This is a genomic window from Rhizobium azibense (assembly GCF_004342325.1).
Taxonomy (GTDB): Bacteria; Pseudomonadota; Alphaproteobacteria; order Rhizobiales; family Rhizobiaceae; genus Rhizobium; species Rhizobium etli_B.
Map to the genome: position 1 here is coordinate 108,581 of NZ_SMBJ01000008.1, position 22,839 is coordinate 131,419.

A 22,839-nucleotide genomic window follows, 5' to 3' on the forward strand; every position below is an offset into this window, starting at 1 on the left:
TGCGCTTTTGCGACAAGCAGGTGTCAAAATTTCATTCAAAATTCAGAATTTTTTGGCCGGTGTGACGAATTCGGTAAACGCGTAGACGCCGGCAAAAACGACAATCGCCAATAGCCAGCCGAGAACGATATCGGAAAGATAGTGCGCGCCGAAGGAAAGCCGCATCAGCGGCGTGAGGATAGAGATCGCCAAGATCGGCAGGAATAGTCCTGTTCGTGCCGGCTGCGGTATCAGCATGACGAGACAGAGCAGCCAGCCGGCGCTTGCTGCCTCTCCGGAGACGAACGAGCAGTTGGAAATGCACTTTCCGGCGAGCGATCCCGCCTGCACGAAGTCGAGGGTGCCGCCGAAGGTTAGGGTCTCGATCGGCCGCGGCCGGCCCCAATGCTCCTTGAGGATGACGTTTGCGATAAGGCCGGGTCCGAGCAGCAGCGATGTCAGAGCGATCTTGAGATTTCGAGCCCGAAGCGCGTTGAACGTTGCAGCGCGATGCCAGTAGCACTTGATCAGCATAAAGAGTTGAACGGCCGCCACAACATAGGGCAGCCGGAAGAAGATCGTTCTGAGCGCGTCCAGAAGGGCTGTCTGACGGGAGGGGAAATGTCCGCATATCTGCGCCGCTGTATCCGGGGCTTTGCAAGTGTCGACGAGAAAGAAATGCCATGACGTTACGATGTCGACCTGCGGGAAGGTATGGAATACCAGAAGCAGTGTCCACCACAGGCACGAGAGGCCGATGAAGATACCTCCCGCGCTGGACGGAAATCGAACTTGGGAGCCGGATAATTTGTCTGCAAGACTAGCGGTCACGTCGGGGGCGTTCTTCTCGTGGTTTTCGGCACCGTTTCAAGCACAGTTGCTTTTTGACTCGCTATCGCGGATTTGTCCATGGCTTCCCGATCAAGCCTTGTTTTCGACGCTGAAACCCGAAATTATCGCCGCCGGTTGGATTCCGCAGAATCCGAATGGAGAAAACATGGCAGCCAAGTTCGATATCTCATTTTCAAAGTCAGCCAAGATCAGCGGCGGACTGACCATTCTGTTGAAGGCAAGCGACGGCGATCTGGCTGCGGGAGCTGAGTTCGCCGATCCGGCCGGTGTTATCGCCAGGGCCGCGAAAATTGCGAAATTCTCGGCAAAGCTAATGAGTACGCTTGATCTTGTCGCCCCGGAAGGCTCGCCGGCCGAACGCGTCATTGTGGTTGGTCTCGGCAAGGCCGAAGAAATGACGGCGCATGACTGGCTGAAGGCTGGCGGTACGGCTGCCTCGAAGATCAAGGGAGCCGAGAAGGCGACGGTCTTCATCGACGCGCCAGGCGTTAGCGTCGATGCCAGGGCCGGGGCCGATTTCGCGCTCGGCATGCTGCTGCGGGGCTACAGCTTCGACACCTACAAGACGAAGAAGAACGATGACGAGGACAAGCCGAGCGGCAAGGTGGCCAAGATTACCGTTGTTACCGCCGATGCGGCTGGCGCAAGAAAGGCATTCGCCGATGCCGAAACTGTCGCCGATGGCGTCAATCTGGCGCGCGACCTCGTGAACGAACCGCCGAACGTTCTTGGCCCCGTCGAATTCGCAGCCAAGGCAAAGGAACTGGAAAAGCTCGGTGTCGAGGTCGAGATTCTGACGGAGCGCGAGATGAAGCGCCTTGGCATGGGGGCGCTGCTGGGTGTTGCCCAGGGTTCGGTGCGACCGCCGCGCCTTGCCATCATGCAGTGGAAGGGAGGAAAGTCCAAGGAGCGTCCCTTAGCCTTTATCGGCAAGGGCGTCGTCTTCGATACAGGCGGCATTTCTATCAAGCCGGCAGCGGGCATGGAAGACATGAAGGGCGACATGGGCGGTGCGGCCGCCGTAACCGGCCTCATGCATGTGCTTGCGGCGCGCAAGGCGGCCGTCAACGCGGTCGGAATCATCGGCCTTGTCGAGAACATGCCGGACGGCAATGCCCAGCGCCCGGGTGATATCGTCACCTCGATGTCTGGCCAGACGATCGAGGTTATCAACACCGATGCCGAGGGCCGTCTCGTGCTGTGCGACGCGCTTTGGTACTGCAACGACCGCTTCAAGCCGCAGTTCATGGTCAACCTTGCGACGCTGACGGGCGCTGTCGTCGTGGCCCTCGGCAGCGTCTATGCCGGCCTTTTCTCGAACGACGACGCGCTTGCGGGCCAGTTGACGGAGGCCGGCTTCTCCACAAGCGAGAAGGTCTGGCGCCTGCCGCTCAGCAAGGAATACGACAAGATGATCGACAGCAAGTTCGCCGACATGAAAAACACCGGCGGCCGCTATGCAGGTTCGATCACGGCGGCGCATTTTCTCAAGCGTTTCGTACAGGATACCCGCTGGGCGCACCTCGATATCGCGGGCACCGCGATGGGTTCGCCGCTGGATGAGATCAACCAATCCTGGGGCTCCGGCTTCGGCGTGCGCCTGCTGGATCGCCTGGTGCGCGACCACTACGAAGCTTGATCCCGCGCAAATGACGGAAGTCCTGTTTTATCATCTGACCGAATCCAAGCTGGAGGACGCGTTGCCGCCGCTCGTCGACAAGAGCGTCGGGCGCGGCTGGCGCGTCGCAATCCAGGTGAAGGAAACGGCTCGAAGGGATGCGCTCGATGCGCATCTGTGGACTTTCCGTGAAGACAGCTTTTTGCCGCACGGAACGGACGAGGCTGAATTCGCCGAAGACCAGCCCGTCCTGTTGACGGCATCAGCCGGAAACGCCAACGCTGCGACCGTGCGTTTCGTCGTCGACGGCGCAGAACCGCCGTCGGTGGACACTTATGAGCGCATCGTCTTCATGTTCGACGGATACGACCAGGAGCAGCTCGAAGCCGCGCGGGTCCAGTGGAAGAGGTTGAAGAGTGAGGGGCACAGCCTCACCTATTGGCAGCAGACGCCGGAGGGACGCTGGGAGAAGAAGGCCTGAGCGCCAAGATCAGGCAAGACCGCCGTCGGCCACGATCTTGTCGATGAAAGTCTTCTTCGACGCGGTATAGGCGGCACGATTTCGGGCATATTTTCGGGCAAGATCGACCTTCAGCTCTTCGTAGGCTTGGACGAGCGTGGGATCGCTCCGAAGCCTATCGCGAAAAAGTATGTTCCGTTTCCAGTTGTGACCCTGATATTCGACGACATGGGCAAGGTGCGTGCGCGTCTCGCCCTTGATGCCGCGGCCGAAGATGTGGTCGTCTGGCACGATATCGGCTCCAGCATAATCGTAGCCGATCTGTTCCATCGGGCCGATACAGGTCGCCCCGTCTTCGAAACGTCTGACGCCGATCAGAATGTCGATGATTGGTTTTGCTTTGATCGCCGGGATGGCGGTACTGCCGAAATGCTGGATGTCGAGCGCCAGAGATCCGAGCGCGCCCCGGATTCTATGCTCTTCCAGCTGGTAAGCTTCCCGCCATCTGGCGTCGGGAGCGGCGAGCCTGACGGTCAAATGCCGCACGCCCAACCCAAATGATTCGTCTTGCGCCTGCGGCATTATATTGAACGTCCTTGGCAAGGGTCGATCTCGCCACTCTAACATCCATCGGCGGCACTGGCATCCGGCCGACGATCCGGAGGTCAGTCGTGGAATGCTTCGACCAACTTCCGCTTGCCGAGCATGAAGGCGTCGGCAACGTGGCGTAGCGGTGCGACGTCGACATCCGAGTTGCCTGCCTTGATGATTTCTGCGAAGCGCCTGTAGAGCGTTGGATATTCCTCTTCCGGAGCGGAGAATTTCAGTTCGCCGTTGACGGAAAGCTTCGATCCGCCTTCCGCAAGCTCCATCCTGCCGGCTGCCGTTTCGGCAATGATGTCCCAACTCTGTTTGCCGGTTTGGCGCCAGTCGAATTCGCCGTGGACCGGAACATCGTCAGCATTCTTGAAATGCAGGTCGGCCGCAATCGGCGCGTCGCGGTTTTCCGGAAACTCGAGCGTAGCGCTCGTCAGGAAGATCGCCTTCGGCAGGATATGGGTGACGATTGAAAGCGCATTGATACCCGGATCGAAAACGCCGAGCCCGCCCGCCTGCCAGATCCAGTCCTGGTTCGGATGCCAGTGGCGCACGTCCTCCTTCCAGATGACGTGGACGCTTTCGATCCTCGTCGAGGCGAGGAAGGCCTTCGCGGCCTCGACCGCAGCCGCATAGCGCGAATGCCAGCTTGCAAAGAGCGAGACGCCTTTTTCGGCGGCAAGCGCTTCGAGGTCGGCGACTTCGCTCAGGGTCGCGCCCGGCGGCTTTTCGAGGAAGACGTGCTTGCCGGCAGAAAGCGACTTATGGGCTGCCTCGTAGCGATATTGCGGCGGCATGCAAAGCGACACGGCGTCGATCGCAGGCACGGCGTCGAGCATGGCTTCGATGCTTGTGAAACTCTGGATGCCGTCGACGGTGCCATGGCGGCTTGCCGTCGCAACAAGCTTGAAATCGGAGTTCTTGGCGATCGAAGGGAGGTGCTGGTCGCGGACGATCTTGCCCACTCCGACGATGGCGAGGTTGATGGGTGACATGGCTGAAGCTCGCATTCGGTGTTTCGCTCAAAAGTATGATTTATTGGGCGCTGTTTTATCAGAATGTTATCGCCGGGCAAGCGGCGTTGTCACGTGAGTTCGACAAGGCCCGACGCCTAGCCCGCCATGGCGTCCTCATATTCGGCCGAAAGCTCCAGCCACTGTTCTTCGGCGGCTGCGAGCTTTGCGGCTGCCTCGCCGCGCTGCTTGGCTTTCTCGCTGGCCTTTGCCGGAGCCTTTTCGTAGAGCGTCGGATCGGCAAGTTCGGCATCGAGGTCCTGAATCTGTTTCTCCAGCTTCGCAGTCAACGATTCGATTTCGTTGATCTTTTTCCTCAGCGGCGCGAGCGAGGCACGCTTGCCGGCATTGGCCTTGCGCTGATCCGCCTTGGAGGAGGGCTCGTCGCTTAGATCAGGCTTTTCGTCTTTTTTTTTGCCCGCAAAGACGACCAGGTTGCGGTATTCCTCCATATCGCCTTCGAAATTCGAGACCGTGCCGTTGTTGATGAGCCAGAGACGGTCGACCGTCGCCTCGATGAGGTGGCGGTCGTGCGAGATAAGGATGACGGCGCCATCGTAGTCGTTGAGCGCTTCTATCAAAGCGCGGCGACTGTCGATGTCCAGGTGGTTGGTCGGCTCGTCGAGAATGAGAAGGTTCGGCGCGTGGAATGCGGCAAGCCCCATCAGCAGGCGGGCCTTCTCGCCGCCGGAAAGATCCTTGGCAGCAGTCGACATCTTTTCCGTCGAGAGCCCCATCTGCGCCACGCGGGCGCGGACCTTCGCCTCGGGCGCTGCCGGCATCAGGCGGCGCACATGCTCGACCGGCGAGTCGTTGGGAACAAGGTCGTCGAGTTGGTGCTGGGCAAAAAAGCCGATCTTCAAGCTCGGTGCGAGCTTGATGTCGCCGCTTTCGGCCGAAAGCCGGCCGGCGATGAGTTTGGCGAAGGTCGACTTGCCGTTGCCGTTGGCCCCGAGCAGCGCGATGCGGTCGTCGTTGTCGATGCGAAGGCTGATATTCTTGAGGATCGGCTTGCCCGGTTCGTAACCGACGGCGCCGCTCTGGATCGCGACGATCGGCGATGCCGGCTGCTTTTCCGGCTCGGGGAACGTGATCGGCTGCACATGATTTTCGATCACCGCGGCGACCGTGCCCATGCGTTCGAGCGCCTTGACGCGGCTCTGCGCCTGGCGCGCCTTGGAAGCCTTTGCCTTGAAGCGGTCGATGAAACTCTGGAGATGCTTGCGCGCGGCTTCGTTCTTGGCCTTCGCTTTCGTCTGCAGTTCGTCGGCTTCCGCCTTCTGCCGCTCGAACTGGTCGTAGGCGCCGCGGTAGAAGGTCAGCTTCTTCTGGTCGAGATGGATGATCGAATTGACGGCATTGTTCAGGAGGTCGCGATCGTGGCTGATGATGATGACCGTGTGCGGATAGCGCCGCACATAGTCTTCCAGCCAGAGCGTACCTTCAAGGTCGAGATAATTCGTCGGCTCGTCGAGAAGCAGCAGATCTGGTTCGGCAAAGAGTACTGAGGCAAGGGCCACGCGCATGCGCCAGCCGCCGGAAAAGGCCGAGGCGGGGCGCTGCTGGGCATCCTGGTCGAAGCCGAGGCCAGCGAGAATGCTTGCCGCCCGCGCTTCTGCCGAATGCGCATCGATATCGACAAGGCGCATCTGGATTTCGGCAATCCGGTGGGGATCGGTTGCGGTCTCGGATTCGGCAAGCAGCGCGGCGCGCTCCTTGTCGGCGGAAAGCACGATCTTGATCAGCGGCTCTTCTGTGCCCGGCGCTTCCTGCGCCACCTGGCCGATGCGTGCATTCTTCGGTATGGAAACTGAGCCAGTCTCTGCGCCGAGATCGCCGGTGATGATCCTAAAGAGCGTAGATTTGCCCGCGCCGTTGCGCCCCACAAGGCCAGCCTTCGTGCCCGCCGGAAGCGTCACGCTGGCATTGTCGAGGAGTAGGCGCCCGGCGATGCGGGCAGAAATGTCGGTAATCGTGATCATGCGCGGCGTTTTGGCCGAAAGCCGCGATCAAGGCAAGACCGTGTCGATGGAAGCGGGCTGAAAGCTTGCACCGGTTGGTGGCGATTGGACCCGGGCGGCAATTGGCGCTGCTCGGGCGTTTGGCTTGCAGTTGTGCGGCCGTTGCCGATCGCAGCAAGCCCGTCAACGCATCGGTTACCGATGCCGGTTGCACCATCGCGTGTTCCAGCGTCTCGATCCGTTCGACATCGGCAAGCAGCTTGGCCCTTATTTCGGTTTCGGCCAAAAGCACGTTCCGTTCGCAAGAGATTCTGCGAGAAATTCCATCTTGCTCATCAAGTCCGCAAGACCTTGGTCGCCATTGCCGCAGATATGCGGCTTTGAGCCCGCGGAGTGGTCTTTTCCCCGCATTTGATAGCCACGGCGCGCGCTGCGCGGCCCTCGCAACAGCCGTCCTCAAAGACCTCAAGTTCAGGACGCACCGGCCCAACGGCGGATGGTCCGGTCATGAGCCGGTTCGAGCACTGCCTTGATCTGCATGAAGGAAGGGGCTCACCATGACAGCGGCGTGAAATTGCCGCGTCCCCCTTGTTTTCGGGGCTAGGGGCGGGTAAAGACCGCCCACTTTTCCCGCTAAACCAGAGGATTTGACCCAATGGCGATTGAACGCACCTTTTCGATGATCAAGCCGGATGCAACGAAGCGCAACCTGACGGGCGCTATCACCAAGATGCTGGAAGATGCCGGCCTGCGCGTCGTTGCTTCCAAGCGCGTCTGGATGAGCAAGCGCGAAGCTGAAGGCTTCTACGCCGTTCACAAGGAGCGGCCGTTCTTCGGCGAACTCGTCGACACGATGACGTCTGGACCGACCGTCGTTCAGGTTCTCGAGGGCGAGAACGCAATCCTCAAGAACCGCGAGATCATGGGTGCGACCAACCCGGCAAACGCTGACGAAGGCACGATCCGCAAGGTGCACGCCCTTTCGATCGGCGAAAACTCCGTTCACGGCTCGGATGCTCCGGAAACGGCCGCGCAGGAGATCAAATACTGGTTCTCCGACACCGAGATCGTCGGCTGAATCGAAATTTCAGCCGGGAGGCTGAAGCCTTTGAAGTGACACTGAAAGCCGGGGCCTCGCTCCGGCTTTTTGGTTACGCGGCCGGGCACTTGTCTGTATTGCTGAAGTCCGTCGTTCCGTCCGGCTTGAAGACTTCCGGGTTCTGCGTATAGAGCGGTCCGACGACGAGCGGCTTGCTCGGCAGGATCGATTGATCGACGTCCGAGACCAGTTGTGTCTTCAGCTCCTGTAGCGTCGTGCCCCCGGCATCGACGAGACGGATCTTGACGGAGTAAGGCCTGTCCTTGCGTATGCAGTGGACGTTCGGGCTCTGGAGAGTGATCTTGTCCCAGGCCGGGTAGATTTTCTCGGTGAGCACGATCGGGTCGCCGCCGGCCGGGTTCTCGAATTCGGCTATCGCCACTGCGCCATCCGGAATGGCCGCAGTCTTTTTCAATGTGACGAGGTAGGTCGCGCTTGCGACGCGGTAATTGAACACAAAAATATGGCCGCTTACTTCGACCATTTTCTCCATCTCGCGCTGGCAGGCGGCGATCAGCGCGGCGCTCAGGGCCAGCGCCCAGACAACCTTGGTCCTCATATCGCGTCCTCCTTCTTGCGACGGTAGTGCCTGCTTGCCTTGGCGCGGTTGCCGCACACGCCCATGTCGCACCAGGCACGGCTCTTGTTCTTGCTGCGGTCTATGAACAGCCAGCCGCAATTGCGGCATATCTTCAAGCGCTGCGGAACAGGCATCGCGATCAGGCGAAGCACCGAATGAGCGGTCGCAGCGTCAAGCCCGTTGGGCCTGGAATTTCGCAGTGTTACGGCAAGTTTCGAAAGCAGGTCCGCAAGGAGTCGATCATCATTGCCTGTCAAAACCCGTTGCCGGAAATAGCGGTCCGTGGCTTCGCGCAGCGCGATGAAATTCGGCCTGTTTTCCGGCGGCACCGGCAGCACCCGGCCGAATAGGGCACGCTCGGCGCAAAATTCTGCCGCCGCATCCGGAAAGCTCGTGAACTGTTCATCCGCCGCAAAGCGGTCGATGCTGCGGGCCTTATCATGGCGCAGAACGACGCTGTTGGCGACATCCAGCGCCAGCGCGCCGCCAGAAAAACGATGTGCGGTCCAGGCAAAGATCATAGTGAAAATATAACTGGTAAAATAGGGTTTGCCAGTTATTATTTGCAGGCGATCCGGAGTTTCCGATGGGTTATCTTTTGCAGCAGCTGGCAAACGCGGTGCCGTTGGCAGCGCTCTACGCGGCGCTTGCCTTTGGCTATGCGCTTGCCTTCGGCGTCACCAAGCGAGCCGATATCACCTATGGTGCCGTCTTCGCTTTCGCGGGACAGATCCTGCTGCTGTTCACCGATTTGGCCTATAACCGCCTCTGGCTGGTCCTGCCCGCATCGCTCGCGCTCGGCGCTGTCATGTCGTTCACCTATTCGCTCGGCGCCGGCTTCTGGATCGGCCGCTCCGTCATGCAGCCGCTCGTGCGACGCTCGCCGAACACGGTCATCGTCGCAGCCCTCGGGGTGACCATCCTGCTCATGGAGACGGCGCGGCTGGCCTCCGATACGCGGGAGCTCTGGCTCTCGCCATTCCTCAACCGAACCGTCGTTTTCTGGAGCGACGCATCCTTCAAGGTGACGCTGACTTACATCCAGCTGATCAATACCGGGCTGATGTGTGCGTTAATTGCGGTGGGCGGTCTGGTGCTCCGCCGCACCGCCTGGGGTCGCGTCTGGCGCGCAGTGACGGACGATCCGTTCGCCGCTGAACTTTGCGGCGTGAGCTCAACCGGCGTTTTCCTCGCTGCCTACGTGGCTGCCGCCTTCGTCGCCACCTGCTGTGGCATCCTGACGACCTTCTATTACGGTTCGATGGATTTCGGCGCGGGCCTGCTCTTCGGCCTCAAGGTGCTGATGATCGCCGCTGCCGGCGGCTATTCCGATCCCCTGAAATCGGCAGGCGGTGCCGCAGGCATCGGTTTTGCCGAAACCCTGTGGACCGCCTACGGCCCCTTCCTCTGGCGGGATTTCGTCATCTTCTCGCTGCTCGTCTTCCTGCTGGTGCTGAGCCGGCGCGAGCGCGCCATTCCGTGACTACTTCCACTTGTCGCGCGCTTTCTCGTCTGCATCCTTGGCAGAGACCCAATCGCCTGCCGAGCCATCCGTGCAATGTTCCTTTTTCCAGAAGGGGGCGGAGGTTTTCAGGAAGTCCATCACGAAGTTGGCGCCGTCGAATGCCGCCTGCCTGTGCGGCGCGCAGGCAATCACCAGCACGATATTTTCCTTTGCGCTGATTTTTCCGAAGCGGTGGATGGCGGTGAGCCCAAGCAGGCCGAAACGCTCGATCGCCAACGTGGCGACGCGCGTCATCTCCGCCTCGGCCATGCCCGGATAATGTTCCAGTTCCAGCGCTGCCAATGTGCCGCCTTCGTCGCGGCAGAGACCGGAGAATGTCACGATCGCTCCAACGCCGGGTGCGGCCTTCGCCAGACGGTCGACTTCAGTCTGCAGGTCGAAGTCTTCGCGCTGGACGCGGATAGTCGGGGCCGGGCTCACGACATGCTTTCCCTTTGCTGATGCGCGATGACCTTAAACCGCACGCCTAAATCCTCCTGCTTGTCACAGCAATCCGGTGCTCCCGGCTCCTTGGGGCGAAGGAAGTCAGAGAAAGAGAGTGATCGACAGCGCGCACGGGCCGTGGCTGGCTTGCGGCGACAAGCACAGGAATGACGCAGGAGCGTTGGCCAGCCGTCTTGATACGCAGTGTTTCCATTCGTCTTCTCGCTAGCGCGAGCGTGCGTCCGTTATCCGTCACCCGCCCGTCATCGGAGGAAAAATCCCGATCTCACGGGCATTGCCAATCGGTTCGTCGTGTTCGGCGTGTTCCTGATCGAGGGCCACGCGGATGACGTTTTCGTATTGCAGCGCCGTCTCATATTCCTCGCCCAGTGTCTTCAAGTGACCGAGAAGATCGGCAACGGTGAGGACGGACGCGGGAAGGGCGATCTCTTCCTCGCTCTTGCCGATCCGTTCCCGCACCCAGGCAAAATAGACGAGACGCGTCATTCTTCGTCATCCACGATATGTTTCAAGCCGGCGCGGAAATAGTCATAGCCGGTATATATGGTCAAAATGGCCGCGATCCAAAGCAGGCCGATGCCGATCTGCGTCGTAAAGGGAAAAATCGCATCGCCCGCCGGACCGGCAAGCAGGAACGCGATTGCCACCAGTTGCAGCGTCGTTTTCCATTTGGCGATCCGCGTGACGGGAACGCTGACCTTGAGGGCGGCCAGATATTCGCGCAGTCCCGAAACGAGGATTTCGCGGCAGAGGATGGTGATTGCCGCCCAGATCGACCAGCCGGCGATTGTCTGATCGGCGGCAACCAGCAGCAGGATCGAGGCGACCAGGAGCTTGTCGGCGATCGGATCGAGCATGCGACCGATATTCGAAGTCTGGTTCCAGATGCGCGCCAGATAACCATCCAGGAAATCGGTGAGGGAAGCGATGATGAATATCCAAAGGGCGACCCATCGCGCCGTGTTGCTGATCGCAAGCCGTCCCTCGACAAAGAAGCACAGGACGATCAGCGGTACCGCGAGAATGCGGCCGTAGGTCAGCAAATTGGGAATATTATACGCGCGCGATGCCATGAAACCGTTCTCTGAATTTTTGTGATTGTAGATGACGGGTTTGACCGCAAGCCGTCAACATTCTTTCTGTTTTTCTGCCGCCTTTGCGTGGAATTTGCGACCGTTGCCGCTATTTCGCGGCATCGTCGTGAAAATGGTTATAGACCTGCTTTGCGACCGTCTCGGAAATGCCGTCGACTGCCATGAGATCGGAAAGCGCTGCCCGCGAAACGGCTTTTGCGGTGCCGAAATGCTGCAGCAGCGCCCGCTTGCGGGAAGGGCCGATGCCGCCGATCTCGTCGAGCGGGTTCTTCACCATCTCCTTCTTGCGCCGCGCGCGATGGGAGCCGATGGCGAAGCGGTGGGCTTCGTCGCGCAGGCGCTGGATGAAATAGAGCACGGGATCGCGTGGCGGCAGCGTGAAGCTTTCGCGCCCCGGCGAAAAGAAGCGCTCGCGCCCCGCATCGCGGTCGACGCCCTTTGCCACGCCGATGGCAATGACGCTGTCAGTGATGGCGAGTTCTTCGAGGATGGCGCGCACTGCCGTCATCTGGCCCTGGCCACCGTCGATCAGGATCACGTCCGGCCAGGCAGGGAAGGGCAGATCGGCGGCCTCAGCGCTCGATACCGTCTGCGTCCGGTCCGGAATGCCTTCCTCCTTGATCAGCCGCGAGAATCGCCGGGTCATGACCTCGCGCATCATGCCGAAGTCGTCTCCGGGCGTGATGTCGGTCGATTTGATGTTGAACTTGCGGTACTGGCTCTTGACGAAACCTTCTGGCCCGGCCACGACCATGCCGCCCACCGCGTTCGTGCCCATGATATGCGAGTTGTCGTAGATCTCGATCCGCTGTGGCGCATAGGGTAGGCCGAACGTTTCCTTGAAGCCCTCGAGCAGGCGCGATTGCGAAGCGGTCTCGGCCAGCTTGCGGCCATGTGCCTCGCGGGCATTGGCAACGACATGGTCGACCAGATCGCGCTTTTCACCGCGCTGCGGCACCAGGATCGACACCTTGTGCCCGGCCTTTTCGCCGAGCGCCGCCGCCAGCAGTTCCATTTCCTCGATTGTTTCCGACAGCATGATCTGCTTCGGCACCGGCTTGTCGTCGTAGAATTGCGCCAGGAATGCATTGAGAACCTCGGCGCTCGAAAGCTGCGGGTCGGCCTTCGGAAAGTAGGCGCGATTGCCCCAGTTCTGGCCCGTGCGAAAGAAAAAGACCTGGATGCAGGAAATACCGCCCTCGTGGTGGATCGCAAATACATCCGCTTCCTCGACGCCTGCGGGATTGATGCCCTGATGGCTCTGGACGTGCGACAGCGCCGCGAGGCGATCGCGATAGATCGCCGCACGCTCGAAATCGAGATCTTCGGCGGCGGCGTTCATCTCCTCTGCCATGTGCTCCTTCACCTTCTGGCTTTTGCCGGAAAGGAAATCCTTGGCCTCCTGCACCAGTTGCGCATAGTCTTCGTCGCTGATCTCGCGGGTACAGGGGCCAGAACAGCGCTTGATTTGGTAGAGCAGGCAGGGGCGCGTACGCGTCTCGAAGACGCTGTCCGTGCAGGTGCGGATCAGGAAGGCGCGCTGGAGCGAATTGATCGTGCGCCCGACGGCGCCGGCGGAAGCGAAGGGACCAAAATAATCGCCCTTGCGGGCGCGGGCGCCGCGATGCTTGAAGATCGACGGGGCGCGATGATCGCCGGTGATGAGGATATAGGGAAACGACTTGTCGTCACGCAAAAGCACGTTAAAGCGCGGCCGCAAGCGCTTGATCAGATTCGCTTCCAAAAGCAGCGCCTCGGTCTCCGTGCGCGTCGTCACGAATTCCATGTGCGAGGTCAGGCGGACCATCTGCGCGATCCGGTTGGAATGGACCCGGCCCATCGCATAGTTGCCGACGCGCTTCTTGAGGCTGCGCGCCTTGCCGACATAAAGCACGTCGCCATCGGCATTGAACATGCGGTAGACGCCGGGGCTGTTCGGCAGCCGCTTGACGAACTCGCCGATCAGTTCCGCGCCGGCAAGCCCGCTCTCGTTGCCGCCGCCTTCGTTCCAGTCGATCGCAGCCGGAAGCGGCGAGGCGGAAAGGTCGCTTTCCACCTCGATATCGTCTTCGTTTTCATCGGTTTCATCATAAAGAACACCGCCATCGGGCAGCTTCTTGGCATTCATTCCTTGATCTCCAGCACATCCGGCGTCTGCCACGCAAGATGCTGGCCGCCGTCGAGTGCAATCATCTGGCCCGTGATCGAAGGCGTCTCGAACAGAAAACGAATCGTTCGGCCGAATTCCTCCAATTCAGGTCCTTGCTTCAAGATAAGGGCTGCGACCTGTGCTTGAAAGTCTTCCTGCAACTGCCGTTCGCTCGGCATCGAGGGGCCAGGCCCGATGGCGTTGACACGAATCTTCGGAGCAAGTGCCTGCGCCATCGTCTGCGTTGCGGTCCAAAGTGCCGACTTCGACAGGGTATAGGAATAAAAGCTCGGCCGCAGCGCCCAGACGCGCTGGTCGATAACATTGACAATGAGGCCAGTGCAGGTTTCCGGCAGCTGGGCGGCGAACTGGGCAGACAGGATCGAAGGGGCCCGCACATGCACCGCGAAGTGCTCGTCCCAGGCAGCATCGTTCGTCTTTCGCACCGAATCTTCGCGGAAGACCGAGGCATTGTTGACGAGCAGATCAATGGGTCCAAGGCGATCCGCGGCCCTTTTTACCAGCGTTTCCGTGTCGCTTGTTTTGGTAAGGTCGGCTTGCACTGCAAAGACGTACTTGCCTCCTTGCCGCAATTCCGCCGCAACCGCCTCCGCCTCGTCGATCGAGCGATTGGCATGAATGGCAACGGAAAAGCCGTTTTCCGCCAGATCCTCGACTATCGCCCGGCCTATTCTCTTGGCAGCCCCGGTTACGAGCGCGGCCTTAAGTCTTTTCTCGTTCAAATGCGTGCCTTCTGGTCCCGCGAGTCTAAGTGCGCTTCTATATAGCGGCAGGCACAGACTATATAAATAGGCTGTGAGATTGCCTTTTCGGCAGGCCTATTCTATGTATTATTTGAGAATTAAATTTCCTAAAATAAGTATTGACAATTTAACCAACCGTTATGGTTAACAAATATTCTGTTGCGCTATAGCAACATCAAATTTCAGCCGCTTCTCTGCCTCAATCATTTCACAATTTGGCTCTCTCAAATCCGCAATTGCGCTCCACTTTCGGCCTCGATCCGAGAGGGACATCTAGTAATTTCTCGCGAATGCTTCGACTCAGGACAGTTACGAAGGGCGCGAGATCGAAAGGAGAATGAGTATGCGTACATTTATTGCTAGTCTGATGGCGTCCGCCTTCGTGATCGCCGGCTTTTCTGCCGCCAATGCCGCCGACGCAGTCGACCAGGTTCCGGAAGCTCCGGTAGCACAGGCCGAGCCGGCCGCTCCGGCAGGCAACTGGGAAGGCTTTTACCTCGGCGGCGCAGGCACCTATAACAAGGGCAACTTCGGTGGAGACCGCGACGGTTACGCAATGGGCGGGCAGCTCTACACCGGCTACAACTGGCAGAGCGGCCAGATCGTTTACGGTGTTGAAGCCGATCTCGGTTATTCAGGCCTCGACAGCACGTCAAACGGCATCACTAACAAGAACCGCTTCAACGGCTCCGTTCGCGGTCGTGTCGGTTACGACCTGAACCCCTTCCTGCTCTATGCCACGGCTGGCGCCGCTGCGGCGAACAACAAGGTCAGCGGCTTCGGTGATTCGGAGTCCAAGACGGCTTTGGGTTACACAGTCGGTGCCGGTGCTGAAGCGTTCGTGACGAACAACATCACGGCACGTGTTGAATATCGCTTCAGCGACTATCAGAACAAGGACTTCGATCTCGGCGCCGCCAACGTATCGCGCGGCTATGATGAACACAGCGTGAAGGTCGGTATCGGCGTCAAGTTCTAAGTCTGCCGAACACCATCCGATGAAAGCCGGGCCTTGCGCCCGGCTTGAACATGAAGAGGCCGGAACATCGGATATGATGATCGGCCTCGTTTTTGTCAGCCGTGCGGCTTGAGTTCCTGATAGGCTGGAAATTTCTTCTCGAATTTGCCTGCCCAGTCGATCAGTTCCGGATGCTCGGCTTCCCACTCGCCCTTGAAGCGCAGTTGCAGATAGCCGATCGTCGCAGCAAGCGCGAAGTGACCGCCATTCAGCCTGCGGCCGATCTTCGGTGGATGCGCGCTGATGTGGTTCAGGCCGCTGACGGCCTTCTTCCACTGGCGGTCGATCCAGGGCTGGTGCACCTTCTCCTCGTCGCGGAAGCGGCGCTCGTAAACGATCGCCAGCAGGCAGTCGCAGATGCCGTCGCAGAGTGCTTCGAGAATTTCGGCATCGGTTCGCTTGCCGTTCTTCGAAGGGTAGAGCTTGCTGTTCTTGAGCCGTCCGAAATAGTGCATGATCGCCACGCTGTCGAAGACCGAAACTCCGTCATCGGTCAGAAGCGTCGGTATTTTGCCGAGCGGGTTGTTGTCGACGAGGATCGCCGGGCCGGCATTGGTATCGACGCGGATCTCGGCGACGCCGAGTTCCAGATAATGCGCGGCCATCAGCACCTTGCTGGAATAGGGCGATGTCGGGGAGCACAGCAGCTTCATGTTTCACCTCTAGAGCAGATTCGGCGCGGACTATTTCGCACCTGCAGCAAAGGGTCAATCGGCCTTTGCGGTCGTCGCTTCACCACGCAGCCAGAAGGCACGCTGTGAGGCGAACCGATCCTGGGCGAGACAATCCTTGAGCGCCGGCAGCAGCACGTGCAACTCGTCCTTCAGTGTGAAGGGCGGGTTGACGATGATGAGACCCGAGCCCGTCAACCCGGTCACGCCGCGATCGCTGCGCACGCTGAGTTCAGCGCACAGCATCTTCGGAATTTGGGTCAGTTGCATCCCCTCGTGAAATTCCTTGATGGGAGCGCCCCTTTTCAGCGGATACCAGAGGCAATAGGTGCCCCCCGGAAACCGCCGGTATGCTTTGGTCAGGCCCTCGACCAGGCGCTCGTATTCGCCGTCCTCCTCGAACGGCGGATCGACAAGCACGATGCCGCGCTTTTCCTTCGGCGGCAGATGCGCGCCGAGCGCCAGCCAGCCGTCGAGCTCGGTGATACGGGCATGGTGATCTCCTTCGAACAGCCGGTGAAGGCGGACGTAGTCCTCCCGATGCAGTTCCATCGCCGAAAGCCTGTCCTGTGGGCGAAAGAGCATGCGCGAAAGCTTCGGCGAACCGGGATAGAAGCGCACGCCGCCATCCGGGTTGAGTTCCCGCACCGCGGAAAGATAGGGTTCGAGCAGCTCTGCCACCTGCGGCGCAAGCTCGGCCTTCATGATCCTGCCGATGCCGTCCTGCCACTCGCCGGTCGTTTGCGCCTCTTGCGAGGAGAGGTCGTAAAGGCCGACGCCGGCATGCGTGTCGAGCACGCGGAAAGCGCCGTCCTTCTTCTGCAGATAGCGGATGAGACGCGCCAGAACGGCGTGCTTCAGCACATCGGCAAAGTTGCCCGCGTGATAGATGTGGCGGTAGTTCATTTTCGCTGATGCCTGTTATGAATTCATGTCATAGCCGTCATTTCCGGCTTTTGGCGGATGACGCCTTGGAATATAGAAAAGCCATGAACATTGCGACCCCCATGCACGCCAAATCCGCCGACCCCGGCAAGAGGGTCGGGCACACTGCCTGTCCGCACGACTGTCCCTCCACCTGCGCACTGGAAGTGGAGATCGCAAATGACGGCCGCATCGGCCGTGTGCGCGGTGCCAACGACCACACCTATACGTCCGGCGTCATCTGCGCCAAGGTCGCCCGCTATGCCGAACGCCTCTACCATCCGGACCGGCTGATGCATCCTGTGCGTCGCATCGGCGCAAAAGGCGAGGGGCGCTGGCAGCAGATTTCCTGGGACGCGGCCCTGGACGAAATCGCCGAAGCCTTCGTGAGGGCGGAAGGGAAGGATGGCAGCGAGGCGGTCTGGCCATACTATTATGCCGGCACCATGGGCTGGGTGCAGCGCGACAGCATCGAGCGGCTGCGCCACGCCAAACGCTATTCCGGCTTTTTCTCGTCGATCTGTACCAACCCGGCCTGGACCGGCTTCACCATGGCGACGGGCACGCTGCGCGGTCCCGATCCGCGCGAGATGGGCCGCACCGATTGCGTCGTCATCTGGGGCACGAACGCGGTCGCGACGCAGGTCAATGTGATGACGCACGCGATCAAGTCGCGCAAGGAACGCGCCGCCAAGATCGTCGTCGTCGACATCTACGACAATCCGACGATGAAGCAGGCCGACATGGCGCTGATCGTCAGGCCTGGCACTGATGCGGCACTTGCCTGCGCCGTCATGCACGTCGCCTTCCGCGACGGTTACGCCGACCGGGCCTACATGACGAAATATGCCGACGATCCGGCAGGTCTCGAAGCGCATCTCAAATCGAAGACGCCGGAATGGGCGGCCGCGATCACCGGCCTGACGGCCGACGAGATCGAAGCCTTTGCAAAGCTCGTCGGCACGACGAAGAAAACCTATTTCCGCCTCGGCTACGGCTTTACCCGCCAGCGCAACGGCGCAGTCGCCATGCATGCCGCCGCCTCGATCGCCACTGTGCTCGGCTCCTGGCAGTATGAGGGCGGCGGCGCCTTCCATTCGAACAGTGACATCTTCCGCATGAACAACGCGGAGCTGACCGGCAAGTCGATGAAGGATCCGGATATCCGCATGCTCGACCAGTCGCAGATCGGCCGCGTGCTGACCGGCGACGCCGCATCACTGCGCCATCGCGGACCGGTCACCGCCATGCTGGTTCAAAACACCAATCCGATGAACATCGCGCCTGAGCAGCGCCTGGTGAAGCGCGGCTTTGCGCGTGACGATCTCTTCGTGGCCGTGCACGAGCAGTTCATGACCGAGACGGCAGAAATGGCCGATATCGTCATTCCGGCCACGATGTTCGTCGAGCATGACGACATCTACCGCGCGGGCGGGCAGAACCATATCCTGCTCGGCCCGAAACTCGTCGAACCGCCGCCGACGGTGCGCACCAACCTTTTCGTCATCGAGGAGCTTTCAAAGCGCCTCGGGGTCGCGCACCAGCCAGGCTTCGGCTTTAGCGCCCGGGAAATGGTTGACCGCATTCTCGAAACAAGCGGCCTGCCGGACTACGACCACTTCCTCGAGCATAAATGGTTCGACCGCCAGCCTGACTTCGAAGACGCGCATTTTCTCAACGGTTTCGCGCATCCCGACGGCAAGTTCCGCTTTCGGCCGGACTGGGCGAACCAGCCGGCGCCTAACCGTCCACCGGAATCCGTCGGCCTGCTCGGCCCGCATCCCGAGCTGCCGGCTTTTCCGGACCAGGTGGACGTCATTGAAGTGGCCGATGCCGAACATCCCTTCCGGCTTGCAACGTCGCCCGCCCGCAACTTCCTGAATTCCAGCTTTTCCGAAACAAAGACGTCGCGGCAGAAGGAGGGGCGTCCTGAACTGATGATCAATCCCCAGGATGCCGACATGATCGGCATTGCTCACGGCGATCGCGTCCAGATCGGAAACCGGCGCGGAGAGGTGCGCCTGCACGCAAACGTCACGAACGAGGTCAAGCCGGGCGTTTTGATTGCCGAAGGCTTGTGGCCAAACAAAGCGCATCTCGACGGCGAGGGCATCAATGTGCTCACCGGCGCAGACCCAGTCGCGCCCTATGGCGGTGCGGCGGTTCATGACAATAAGGTCTGGCTGCGCAAGGATGCCGTATGACGAAGTTCGCGAAGGCAAAGGCGCAGGTCGTCGAGGAAACGACGCTTGCGGAAGGCTGGACACGGTTGAGCGCTTACAAGCTCGATTACACGGACTCGAACGGCCTCACCCATCGCCTGCATCGCGAGGTCTATCACCGCACGCCGGCCGCGACGATCCTGCTCTACGATCCGAAACGCGGCTCCGTCATCCTCGTCAAGCAGTTCCGCCTGCCGCCCGATCTTCGGGGCGAGCCCGCCTTCATGATCGAAACGCCGGCCGGTCTCCTCGACGGCGAGGAGCCGGAGGCAGCGATCCGCCGCGAAGCGATGGAAGAGACGGGTTTTCGCGTCCGCGACGTCCGGTTCCTCTTCAAGGCCTACAGTTCGCCGGGTTCGAACAGCGAAGTCGTGCATTTATTCGCCGCGCCGATCGATACGTCCGACCGCGTCTCGAACGGCGGTGGCCTGGACGAAGAGCATGAGGATATCGAAGTGCTGGACGTGCCGCTGGACATTGCAATCACCATGATCCAAAGCGGTGATATCTGCGACATGAAGACGATCGTCCTGCTGCAATGGGCGGCGATGAACAGGAATAGCTTGACCTGATTGGCATTTCTTCCAAGCGCCGTCGATCTTTCGGCGTTCTACCCAATCATGCCCGACCGTTTCCAGGATGCCGGATTGCCGTTTGCTCGCGAGTGCAAAGGCCGTCACGACAAGGCCGCTCATATTCGTGCAGCGCATAGAAACGCCATCAGGAGAGTGCCCATGTGGCTCAGCAATTTCACGCTCGTTCTTCCCCAAGAGGTGGTGAGCCGGGGCTCAATCCGGATAGAGGACGAGGCGATTGCCGAGATACGGCCGGAGCCGGTCGGCAATGCCGCGATCGACGGCGGCGGGCGCTTGCTGATGCCGGGATTCGTGGATCTGCATGGCGACATGATCGAGCGCGAGATCGCGCCGCGCCCGAACGCCATGATGCCGATTGATTTCGGCATCCATGAGCTCGACAAGAAACTCGCGGCCGCCGGCGTGACGACGGCTTTTGCGGCGGTTTCCTTCGCGACCGAGAGCGTCTACGGCTATGTCCGTTCGCTCGAAACAACGGGTGCGATCATCGAGGGAATCAACCGGCTCAAGCACGATCTCTTGATCGACCATCGCGTCCATGCTCGTTATGAGATCACAAACACGGGTGCCGCGCCCGCGCTCGAAAGGCTGCTTCAAGCCGGTCATGTCGACATGGTGTCGCTCACCGACCATACGCCGGGGCAGGGGCAGTACAACAACATCCAGAGCTACATATTGAGCATCGCCGAGCGCCGGGCGATCTCCGAGGAAATGGCAGCGGAAATGGTCGCCCGGCGCATCGCCATGCGCAACAATCCGGAGATCGAGGCAAGGCTGAGGGAGATCGTCGCCCTCTCGCTCAAATGGAAGCTGTCGCTTGCTTCGCACGATGACGATAGTGCGGAAAAGGTTGCCAGGATGCATGATCTCGGTGTGACGACCAGCGAGTTTCCCGTCACGCTGCCAGCTGCCTTGGAGGCCCGCCGCCGCGGGCTCTGGACGCTTATGGGGGCGCCTAATGCGCTTCGCGGCCAGTCGATGTCCGGCAATCTGAGTGCGCTCGATGCCGCAAGGGCCGGGCTACTGACGGTGATTGCTGCCGATTATCACCCGGCGGCTTTCGTGCCCGGCATCTTCAAGATCGCCGAGTATACCGCAATGCCGGCCGCGGTCGCCATGGCGACCGAAAATGCCGCCCGTTCCGCAGGTCTGACCGACCGCGGCGCAATCGCCGTCGGTCAGCGCGCCGATCTTGTCGTCGTCGAGCCAGGCGATGTGCACCGCATCCGCGCCACCTTCTGCGGCGGACGCTTCGTCTACAGCGACGGCACCTTGCATCAGCTTCGGGCACGCGCTGACTGAAGGATCAGGCGATCAGCGAAATTATGCGATCGGCATTCGGGCGGGCGGATATCTCGGCGCCGACCGCCCTGCCGCCTTCCATCCTCACCTTGCCTTCGGCAAGGAGCCGCAGCGCCTGGGGATAGAGCTGATGCTCGACCGTCAGGACACGCGCGGCGAGCGCTTCGGCGGTATCGCTGGACAGAACCGGTACGGCGGCCTGTCCGATCACCGGCCCTTCATCCATGCCTTCGGTCACGAAATGCACGGTGCATCCGGCGATCCGCATGCCGGCGTCGATGGCGCGCTGGTGCGTATGGAGGCCCGGGAAGAGCGGCAGAAGGGAAGGGTGGATGTTGATCATCCGGCCCTCGTAACGTTGGATGAATTTCGCGCTCAGAAGCCGCATGTAGCCCGCAAGGCAGAGAATATCGGGCGAGAGGCGGTCGAGCGCTTTGAAGATCGTCGCCTCGTGGGCCTCCTTGCTGTCATAGTCCTTGCGGACGAAAGCAAAGGTGGAAATGCCTTGCGCGGCAGCTTTTGAAAGGCCGCCCGCATCCGCCTTGTCGGAAATCACGCCGACGATTTCAGCGGGAAAGTCCGGAGCTTTCGCTGCCGCGACGAGCGCCATCATGTTGGAACCGCCGCCGGAAATGAAGACGACGACGCGTTTGCGCGGCATGGTCATAGAGCGAGCGTGCCCTTGTAAACCGTTCCCTGCGCAGCTTCTGCGCGAGCGATCATGCGGCCGAGCGTGATGATCCTTTCGCCTTCCGATTCCAGGACGGCAGTCACCGCAGCGGCATTTTCAGCCGAGACGACGGCGATCATGCCGACGCCGCAGTTGAAGGTGCGCAGCATTTCCTTCGCCTCGACGCCGCCCGTCTTGGCAAGCCAGGAAAAGACCGGCGGAACCTTGACCGCGGCAAGATCGATCTCGGCGGCGAGATGCTTCGGCAGTACGCGGGGGATATTTTCGGGGAAGCCGCCGCCGGTGATATGCGCCAGCGCCTTGACGGCGCTGGTTTGGCGGATCGCCTTCAAAAGCGGCTTTACATAGATGCGGGTCGGCGTCAGCAGCGCCTCGCCGAGAGCCGTGCCTTCGGCGAAAGGCGCCGGCGCCTCCCAGCCGAGACCCGAAAGCTCAACGATCTTGCGCACCAGAGAAAAGCCGTTCGAGTGAACGCCGGAGGAGGCGAGGCCGAGGATGATATCGCCTTCGGCGATATCGCCTGCCGGCAGAAGCTGGCCGCGCTCGGCAGCGCCAACGGCAAAGCCTGCGAGATCGTAATCGCCGGAAGAATACATACCGGGCATTTCCGCCGTCTCGCCACCGATCAATGCACAGCCCGCCTCCCGGCAGCCCGCAGCAATACCGCCGACGATCGCCGCACCCTGATTTGGATCGAGCTTGCCGGTCGCGAAATAGTCGAGGAAGAAAAGCGGCTCAGCACCCTGCACGACAAGGTCGTTGACGCACATGGCAACGAGATCGATGCCGACCGTTTCGTGATAATCGGCGTCGATGGCGATCTTCAGCTTGGTGCCGACGCCGTCATTGGCGGCGACGAGAACCGGATCGGTGAAGCCGGCAGCCTTGAGATCGAACAGGCCGCCGAAGCCTCCGATTTCGCCATCGGCGCCTGGCCGTCTTGTCGAGCGTACGGCAGGCTTGATCTTCTCAACCAGAAGATTGCCGGCATCGATGTCCACGCCTGCGTCGCTATAGGTCAGGCCGTTTCTTCCAGACTGGCTCATGCTGATCTCCGATGGCTGGTTCGGGCGGTTTAACGAACCGCGTCACATGCGGGTCGCAATTGCATGAGAGTGCGCTTTATGCAAGGCGGCTATGGAGAAAAGCCCCAATTTCCCGCTCTTTCCATAGGCCAGGGTTGGATTTTCCGCCGCAGGGTTGACCATCTTCGGGCCTGCATCCTATGTGCTTCGAGTAGCGGCGCGAAATGATTGCGTCACTGGGCAGACAAACGGGGA

At 60.5% G+C, this 22,839-nt stretch carries 22 protein-coding genes and 1 pseudogene; 8 read left to right on the top strand and 15 right to left on the bottom strand.

Translation table 11 applies throughout. The features are described from left to right. Positions 1–35 precede the first annotated feature (35 nt). Positions 36–810: pseudogene (locus EV130_RS20510) on the bottom strand (phosphatase PAP2 family protein). 166 nt (positions 811–976) lie between these two features. Between EV130_RS20510 and EV130_RS20515 the strand changes: the two are divergent. Beyond that, positions 977–2,470, top strand: coding sequence for a leucyl aminopeptidase (locus tag EV130_RS20515; protein ID WP_132552129.1), 1,494 nt, complete (start codon positions 977–979; stop codon positions 2,468–2,470). A gap of 10 nt (positions 2,471–2,480) precedes the next feature. Beyond that, positions 2,481–2,930 (top strand): DNA polymerase III subunit chi, encoded by a 450-nt coding sequence (locus EV130_RS20520; protein WP_132552130.1) that lies wholly within the window; start codon positions 2,481–2,483, stop codon positions 2,928–2,930. A gap of 9 nt (positions 2,931–2,939) precedes the next feature. Here the strand turns inward: EV130_RS20520 and EV130_RS20525 are convergent, their stop codons facing one another. The 3 genes from EV130_RS20525 to EV130_RS20535 form a co-directional block, all read right to left on the bottom strand. Then, complete coding sequence (locus EV130_RS20525) at positions 2,940–3,491, bottom strand: GrpB family protein (protein ID WP_074060746.1); 552 nt, start codon at positions 3,489–3,491, stop codon at positions 2,940–2,942. An 83-nt stretch (positions 3,492–3,574) separates the two neighbouring features. Next, the gene (locus EV130_RS20530; protein WP_132661192.1) at positions 3,575–4,501 is read right to left on the bottom strand and encodes a Gfo/Idh/MocA family protein; all 927 of its coding nucleotides are present in this window, start codon (positions 4,499–4,501) and stop codon (positions 3,575–3,577) included. A 116-nt stretch (positions 4,502–4,617) separates the two neighbouring features. Then, positions 4,618–6,501: an ABC-F family ATP-binding cassette domain-containing protein gene (locus tag EV130_RS20535; RefSeq protein ID WP_132661195.1), complete on the bottom strand. Its 1,884-nt coding sequence runs from the start codon at positions 6,499–6,501 to the stop codon at positions 4,618–4,620. Between the two features lie 634 nt (positions 6,502–7,135). Between EV130_RS20535 and ndk the strand changes: the two genes are divergently transcribed. Next, the gene (ndk, locus tag EV130_RS20540) at positions 7,136–7,558 is read left to right on the top strand and encodes a nucleoside-diphosphate kinase (RefSeq protein ID WP_022714709.1); all 423 of its coding nucleotides are present in this window, start codon (positions 7,136–7,138) and stop codon (positions 7,556–7,558) included. A 73-nt stretch (positions 7,559–7,631) separates the two neighbouring features. Here ndk and EV130_RS20545 read toward each other — a convergent pair whose 3' ends face one another. Further along, on the bottom strand, positions 7,632–8,138 hold the full coding sequence (locus EV130_RS20545) for a hypothetical protein (RefSeq protein ID WP_074060749.1): 507 nt from the start codon (positions 8,136–8,138) through the stop codon (positions 7,632–7,634). Next, positions 8,135–8,680: a CGNR zinc finger domain-containing protein gene (locus tag EV130_RS20550; protein WP_132552225.1), complete on the bottom strand. Its 546-nt coding sequence runs from the start codon at positions 8,678–8,680 to the stop codon at positions 8,135–8,137. The genes EV130_RS20545 and EV130_RS20550 overlap by 4 nt, the downstream gene beginning before the upstream one ends. A 65-nt stretch (positions 8,681–8,745) precedes the next feature. Between EV130_RS20550 and EV130_RS20555 the strand changes: the two genes are divergently transcribed. Further along, the gene (locus EV130_RS20555) at positions 8,746–9,642 is read left to right on the top strand and encodes a branched-chain amino acid ABC transporter permease (protein WP_132661198.1); all 897 of its coding nucleotides are present in this window, start codon (positions 8,746–8,748) and stop codon (positions 9,640–9,642) included. Here EV130_RS20555 and EV130_RS20560 read toward each other — a convergent pair whose 3' ends face one another. The 5 genes from EV130_RS20560 to EV130_RS20580 all read right to left on the bottom strand — a co-directional run bounded on the left by EV130_RS20560 (position 9,643) and on the right by EV130_RS20580 (position 14,114). Continuing rightward, positions 9,643–10,104, bottom strand: a complete 462-nt coding sequence (locus tag EV130_RS20560; protein ID WP_132552134.1) for a molybdenum cofactor biosynthesis protein MoaE — start codon at positions 10,102–10,104, stop codon at positions 9,643–9,645. A 255-nt stretch (positions 10,105–10,359) separates the two neighbouring features. Further along, positions 10,360–10,614 (bottom strand): molybdopterin converting factor subunit 1, encoded by a 255-nt coding sequence (moaD, locus tag EV130_RS20565; protein WP_074060754.1) that lies wholly within the window; start codon positions 10,612–10,614, stop codon positions 10,360–10,362. Further along, positions 10,611–11,201 carry a CDP-diacylglycerol--glycerol-3-phosphate 3-phosphatidyltransferase gene (gene pgsA / locus EV130_RS20570; RefSeq protein ID WP_074060755.1) on the bottom strand — a complete coding sequence of 197 codons (591 nt, stop codon included), beginning with the start codon at positions 11,199–11,201 and terminating at the stop codon, positions 10,611–10,613. The genes moaD and pgsA overlap by 4 nt, the downstream gene beginning before the upstream one ends. Before the next feature lie 109 nt (positions 11,202–11,310). Then, positions 11,311–13,350: an excinuclease ABC subunit UvrC gene (gene uvrC, locus EV130_RS20575; protein ID WP_132552135.1), complete on the bottom strand. Its 2,040-nt coding sequence runs from the start codon at positions 13,348–13,350 to the stop codon at positions 11,311–11,313. Next, a complete protein-coding gene (locus EV130_RS20580; protein ID WP_074060757.1) occupies positions 13,347–14,114 on the bottom strand; it encodes an SDR family oxidoreductase in 768 nt (255 codons plus the stop codon). Before EV130_RS20580 ends, uvrC begins: the two co-directional genes overlap by 4 nt. A gap of 364 nt (positions 14,115–14,478) precedes the next feature. Here EV130_RS20580 and EV130_RS20585 point away from each other — a divergent pair, with 364 nt between their 5' ends. Beyond that, positions 14,479–15,114, top strand: coding sequence for an outer membrane protein (locus EV130_RS20585; RefSeq protein ID WP_074060758.1), 636 nt, complete (start codon positions 14,479–14,481; stop codon positions 15,112–15,114). Positions 15,115–15,209: 95 nt separating this feature from the next. Here the strand turns inward: EV130_RS20585 and EV130_RS20590 are convergent, their stop codons facing one another. Both EV130_RS20590 and EV130_RS20595 read right to left on the bottom strand, forming a co-directional pair. Further along, positions 15,210–15,806, bottom strand: coding sequence for a glutathione S-transferase (locus EV130_RS20590; RefSeq protein ID WP_074060759.1), 597 nt, complete (start codon positions 15,804–15,806; stop codon positions 15,210–15,212). A gap of 54 nt (positions 15,807–15,860) precedes the next feature. Continuing rightward, positions 15,861–16,730: a 23S rRNA (adenine(2030)-N(6))-methyltransferase RlmJ gene (locus EV130_RS20595; protein WP_132661200.1), complete on the bottom strand. Its 870-nt coding sequence runs from the start codon at positions 16,728–16,730 to the stop codon at positions 15,861–15,863. Between the two features lie 83 nt (positions 16,731–16,813). On the opposite strand from EV130_RS20595, the gene EV130_RS20600 reads away from it, so the two are divergent. The 3 genes from EV130_RS20600 (at position 16,814) to EV130_RS20610 (ending at position 20,868) form a co-directional block, all read left to right on the top strand. Further along, positions 16,814–18,952: a molybdopterin-containing oxidoreductase family protein gene (locus tag EV130_RS20600; protein ID WP_074060761.1), complete on the top strand. Its 2,139-nt coding sequence runs from the start codon at positions 16,814–16,816 to the stop codon at positions 18,950–18,952. Then, positions 18,949–19,542 carry an NUDIX domain-containing protein gene (locus EV130_RS20605; RefSeq protein ID WP_132661203.1) on the top strand — a complete coding sequence of 198 codons (594 nt, stop codon included), beginning with the start codon at positions 18,949–18,951 and terminating at the stop codon, positions 19,540–19,542. Before EV130_RS20600 ends, EV130_RS20605 begins: the two co-directional genes overlap by 4 nt. Positions 19,543–19,704: 162 nt before the next feature. After that, positions 19,705–20,868: an alpha-D-ribose 1-methylphosphonate 5-triphosphate diphosphatase gene (locus tag EV130_RS20610; protein WP_074063107.1), complete on the top strand. Its 1,164-nt coding sequence runs from the start codon at positions 19,705–19,707 to the stop codon at positions 20,866–20,868. Between the two features lie 4 nt (positions 20,869–20,872). Here EV130_RS20610 and purN read toward each other — a convergent pair whose 3' ends face one another. Together purN and purM are read right to left on the bottom strand one after the other, a co-directional pair. Continuing rightward, positions 20,873–21,535 carry a phosphoribosylglycinamide formyltransferase gene (gene purN, locus EV130_RS20615; RefSeq protein WP_132661206.1) on the bottom strand — a complete coding sequence of 221 codons (663 nt, stop codon included), beginning with the start codon at positions 21,533–21,535 and terminating at the stop codon, positions 20,873–20,875. Further along, a complete protein-coding gene (gene purM, locus EV130_RS20620) occupies positions 21,532–22,605 on the bottom strand; it encodes a phosphoribosylformylglycinamidine cyclo-ligase (protein ID WP_132552139.1) in 1,074 nt (357 codons plus the stop codon). The genes purN and purM overlap by 4 nt, the downstream gene beginning before the upstream one ends. Positions 22,606–22,839 lie beyond the last annotated feature (234 nt).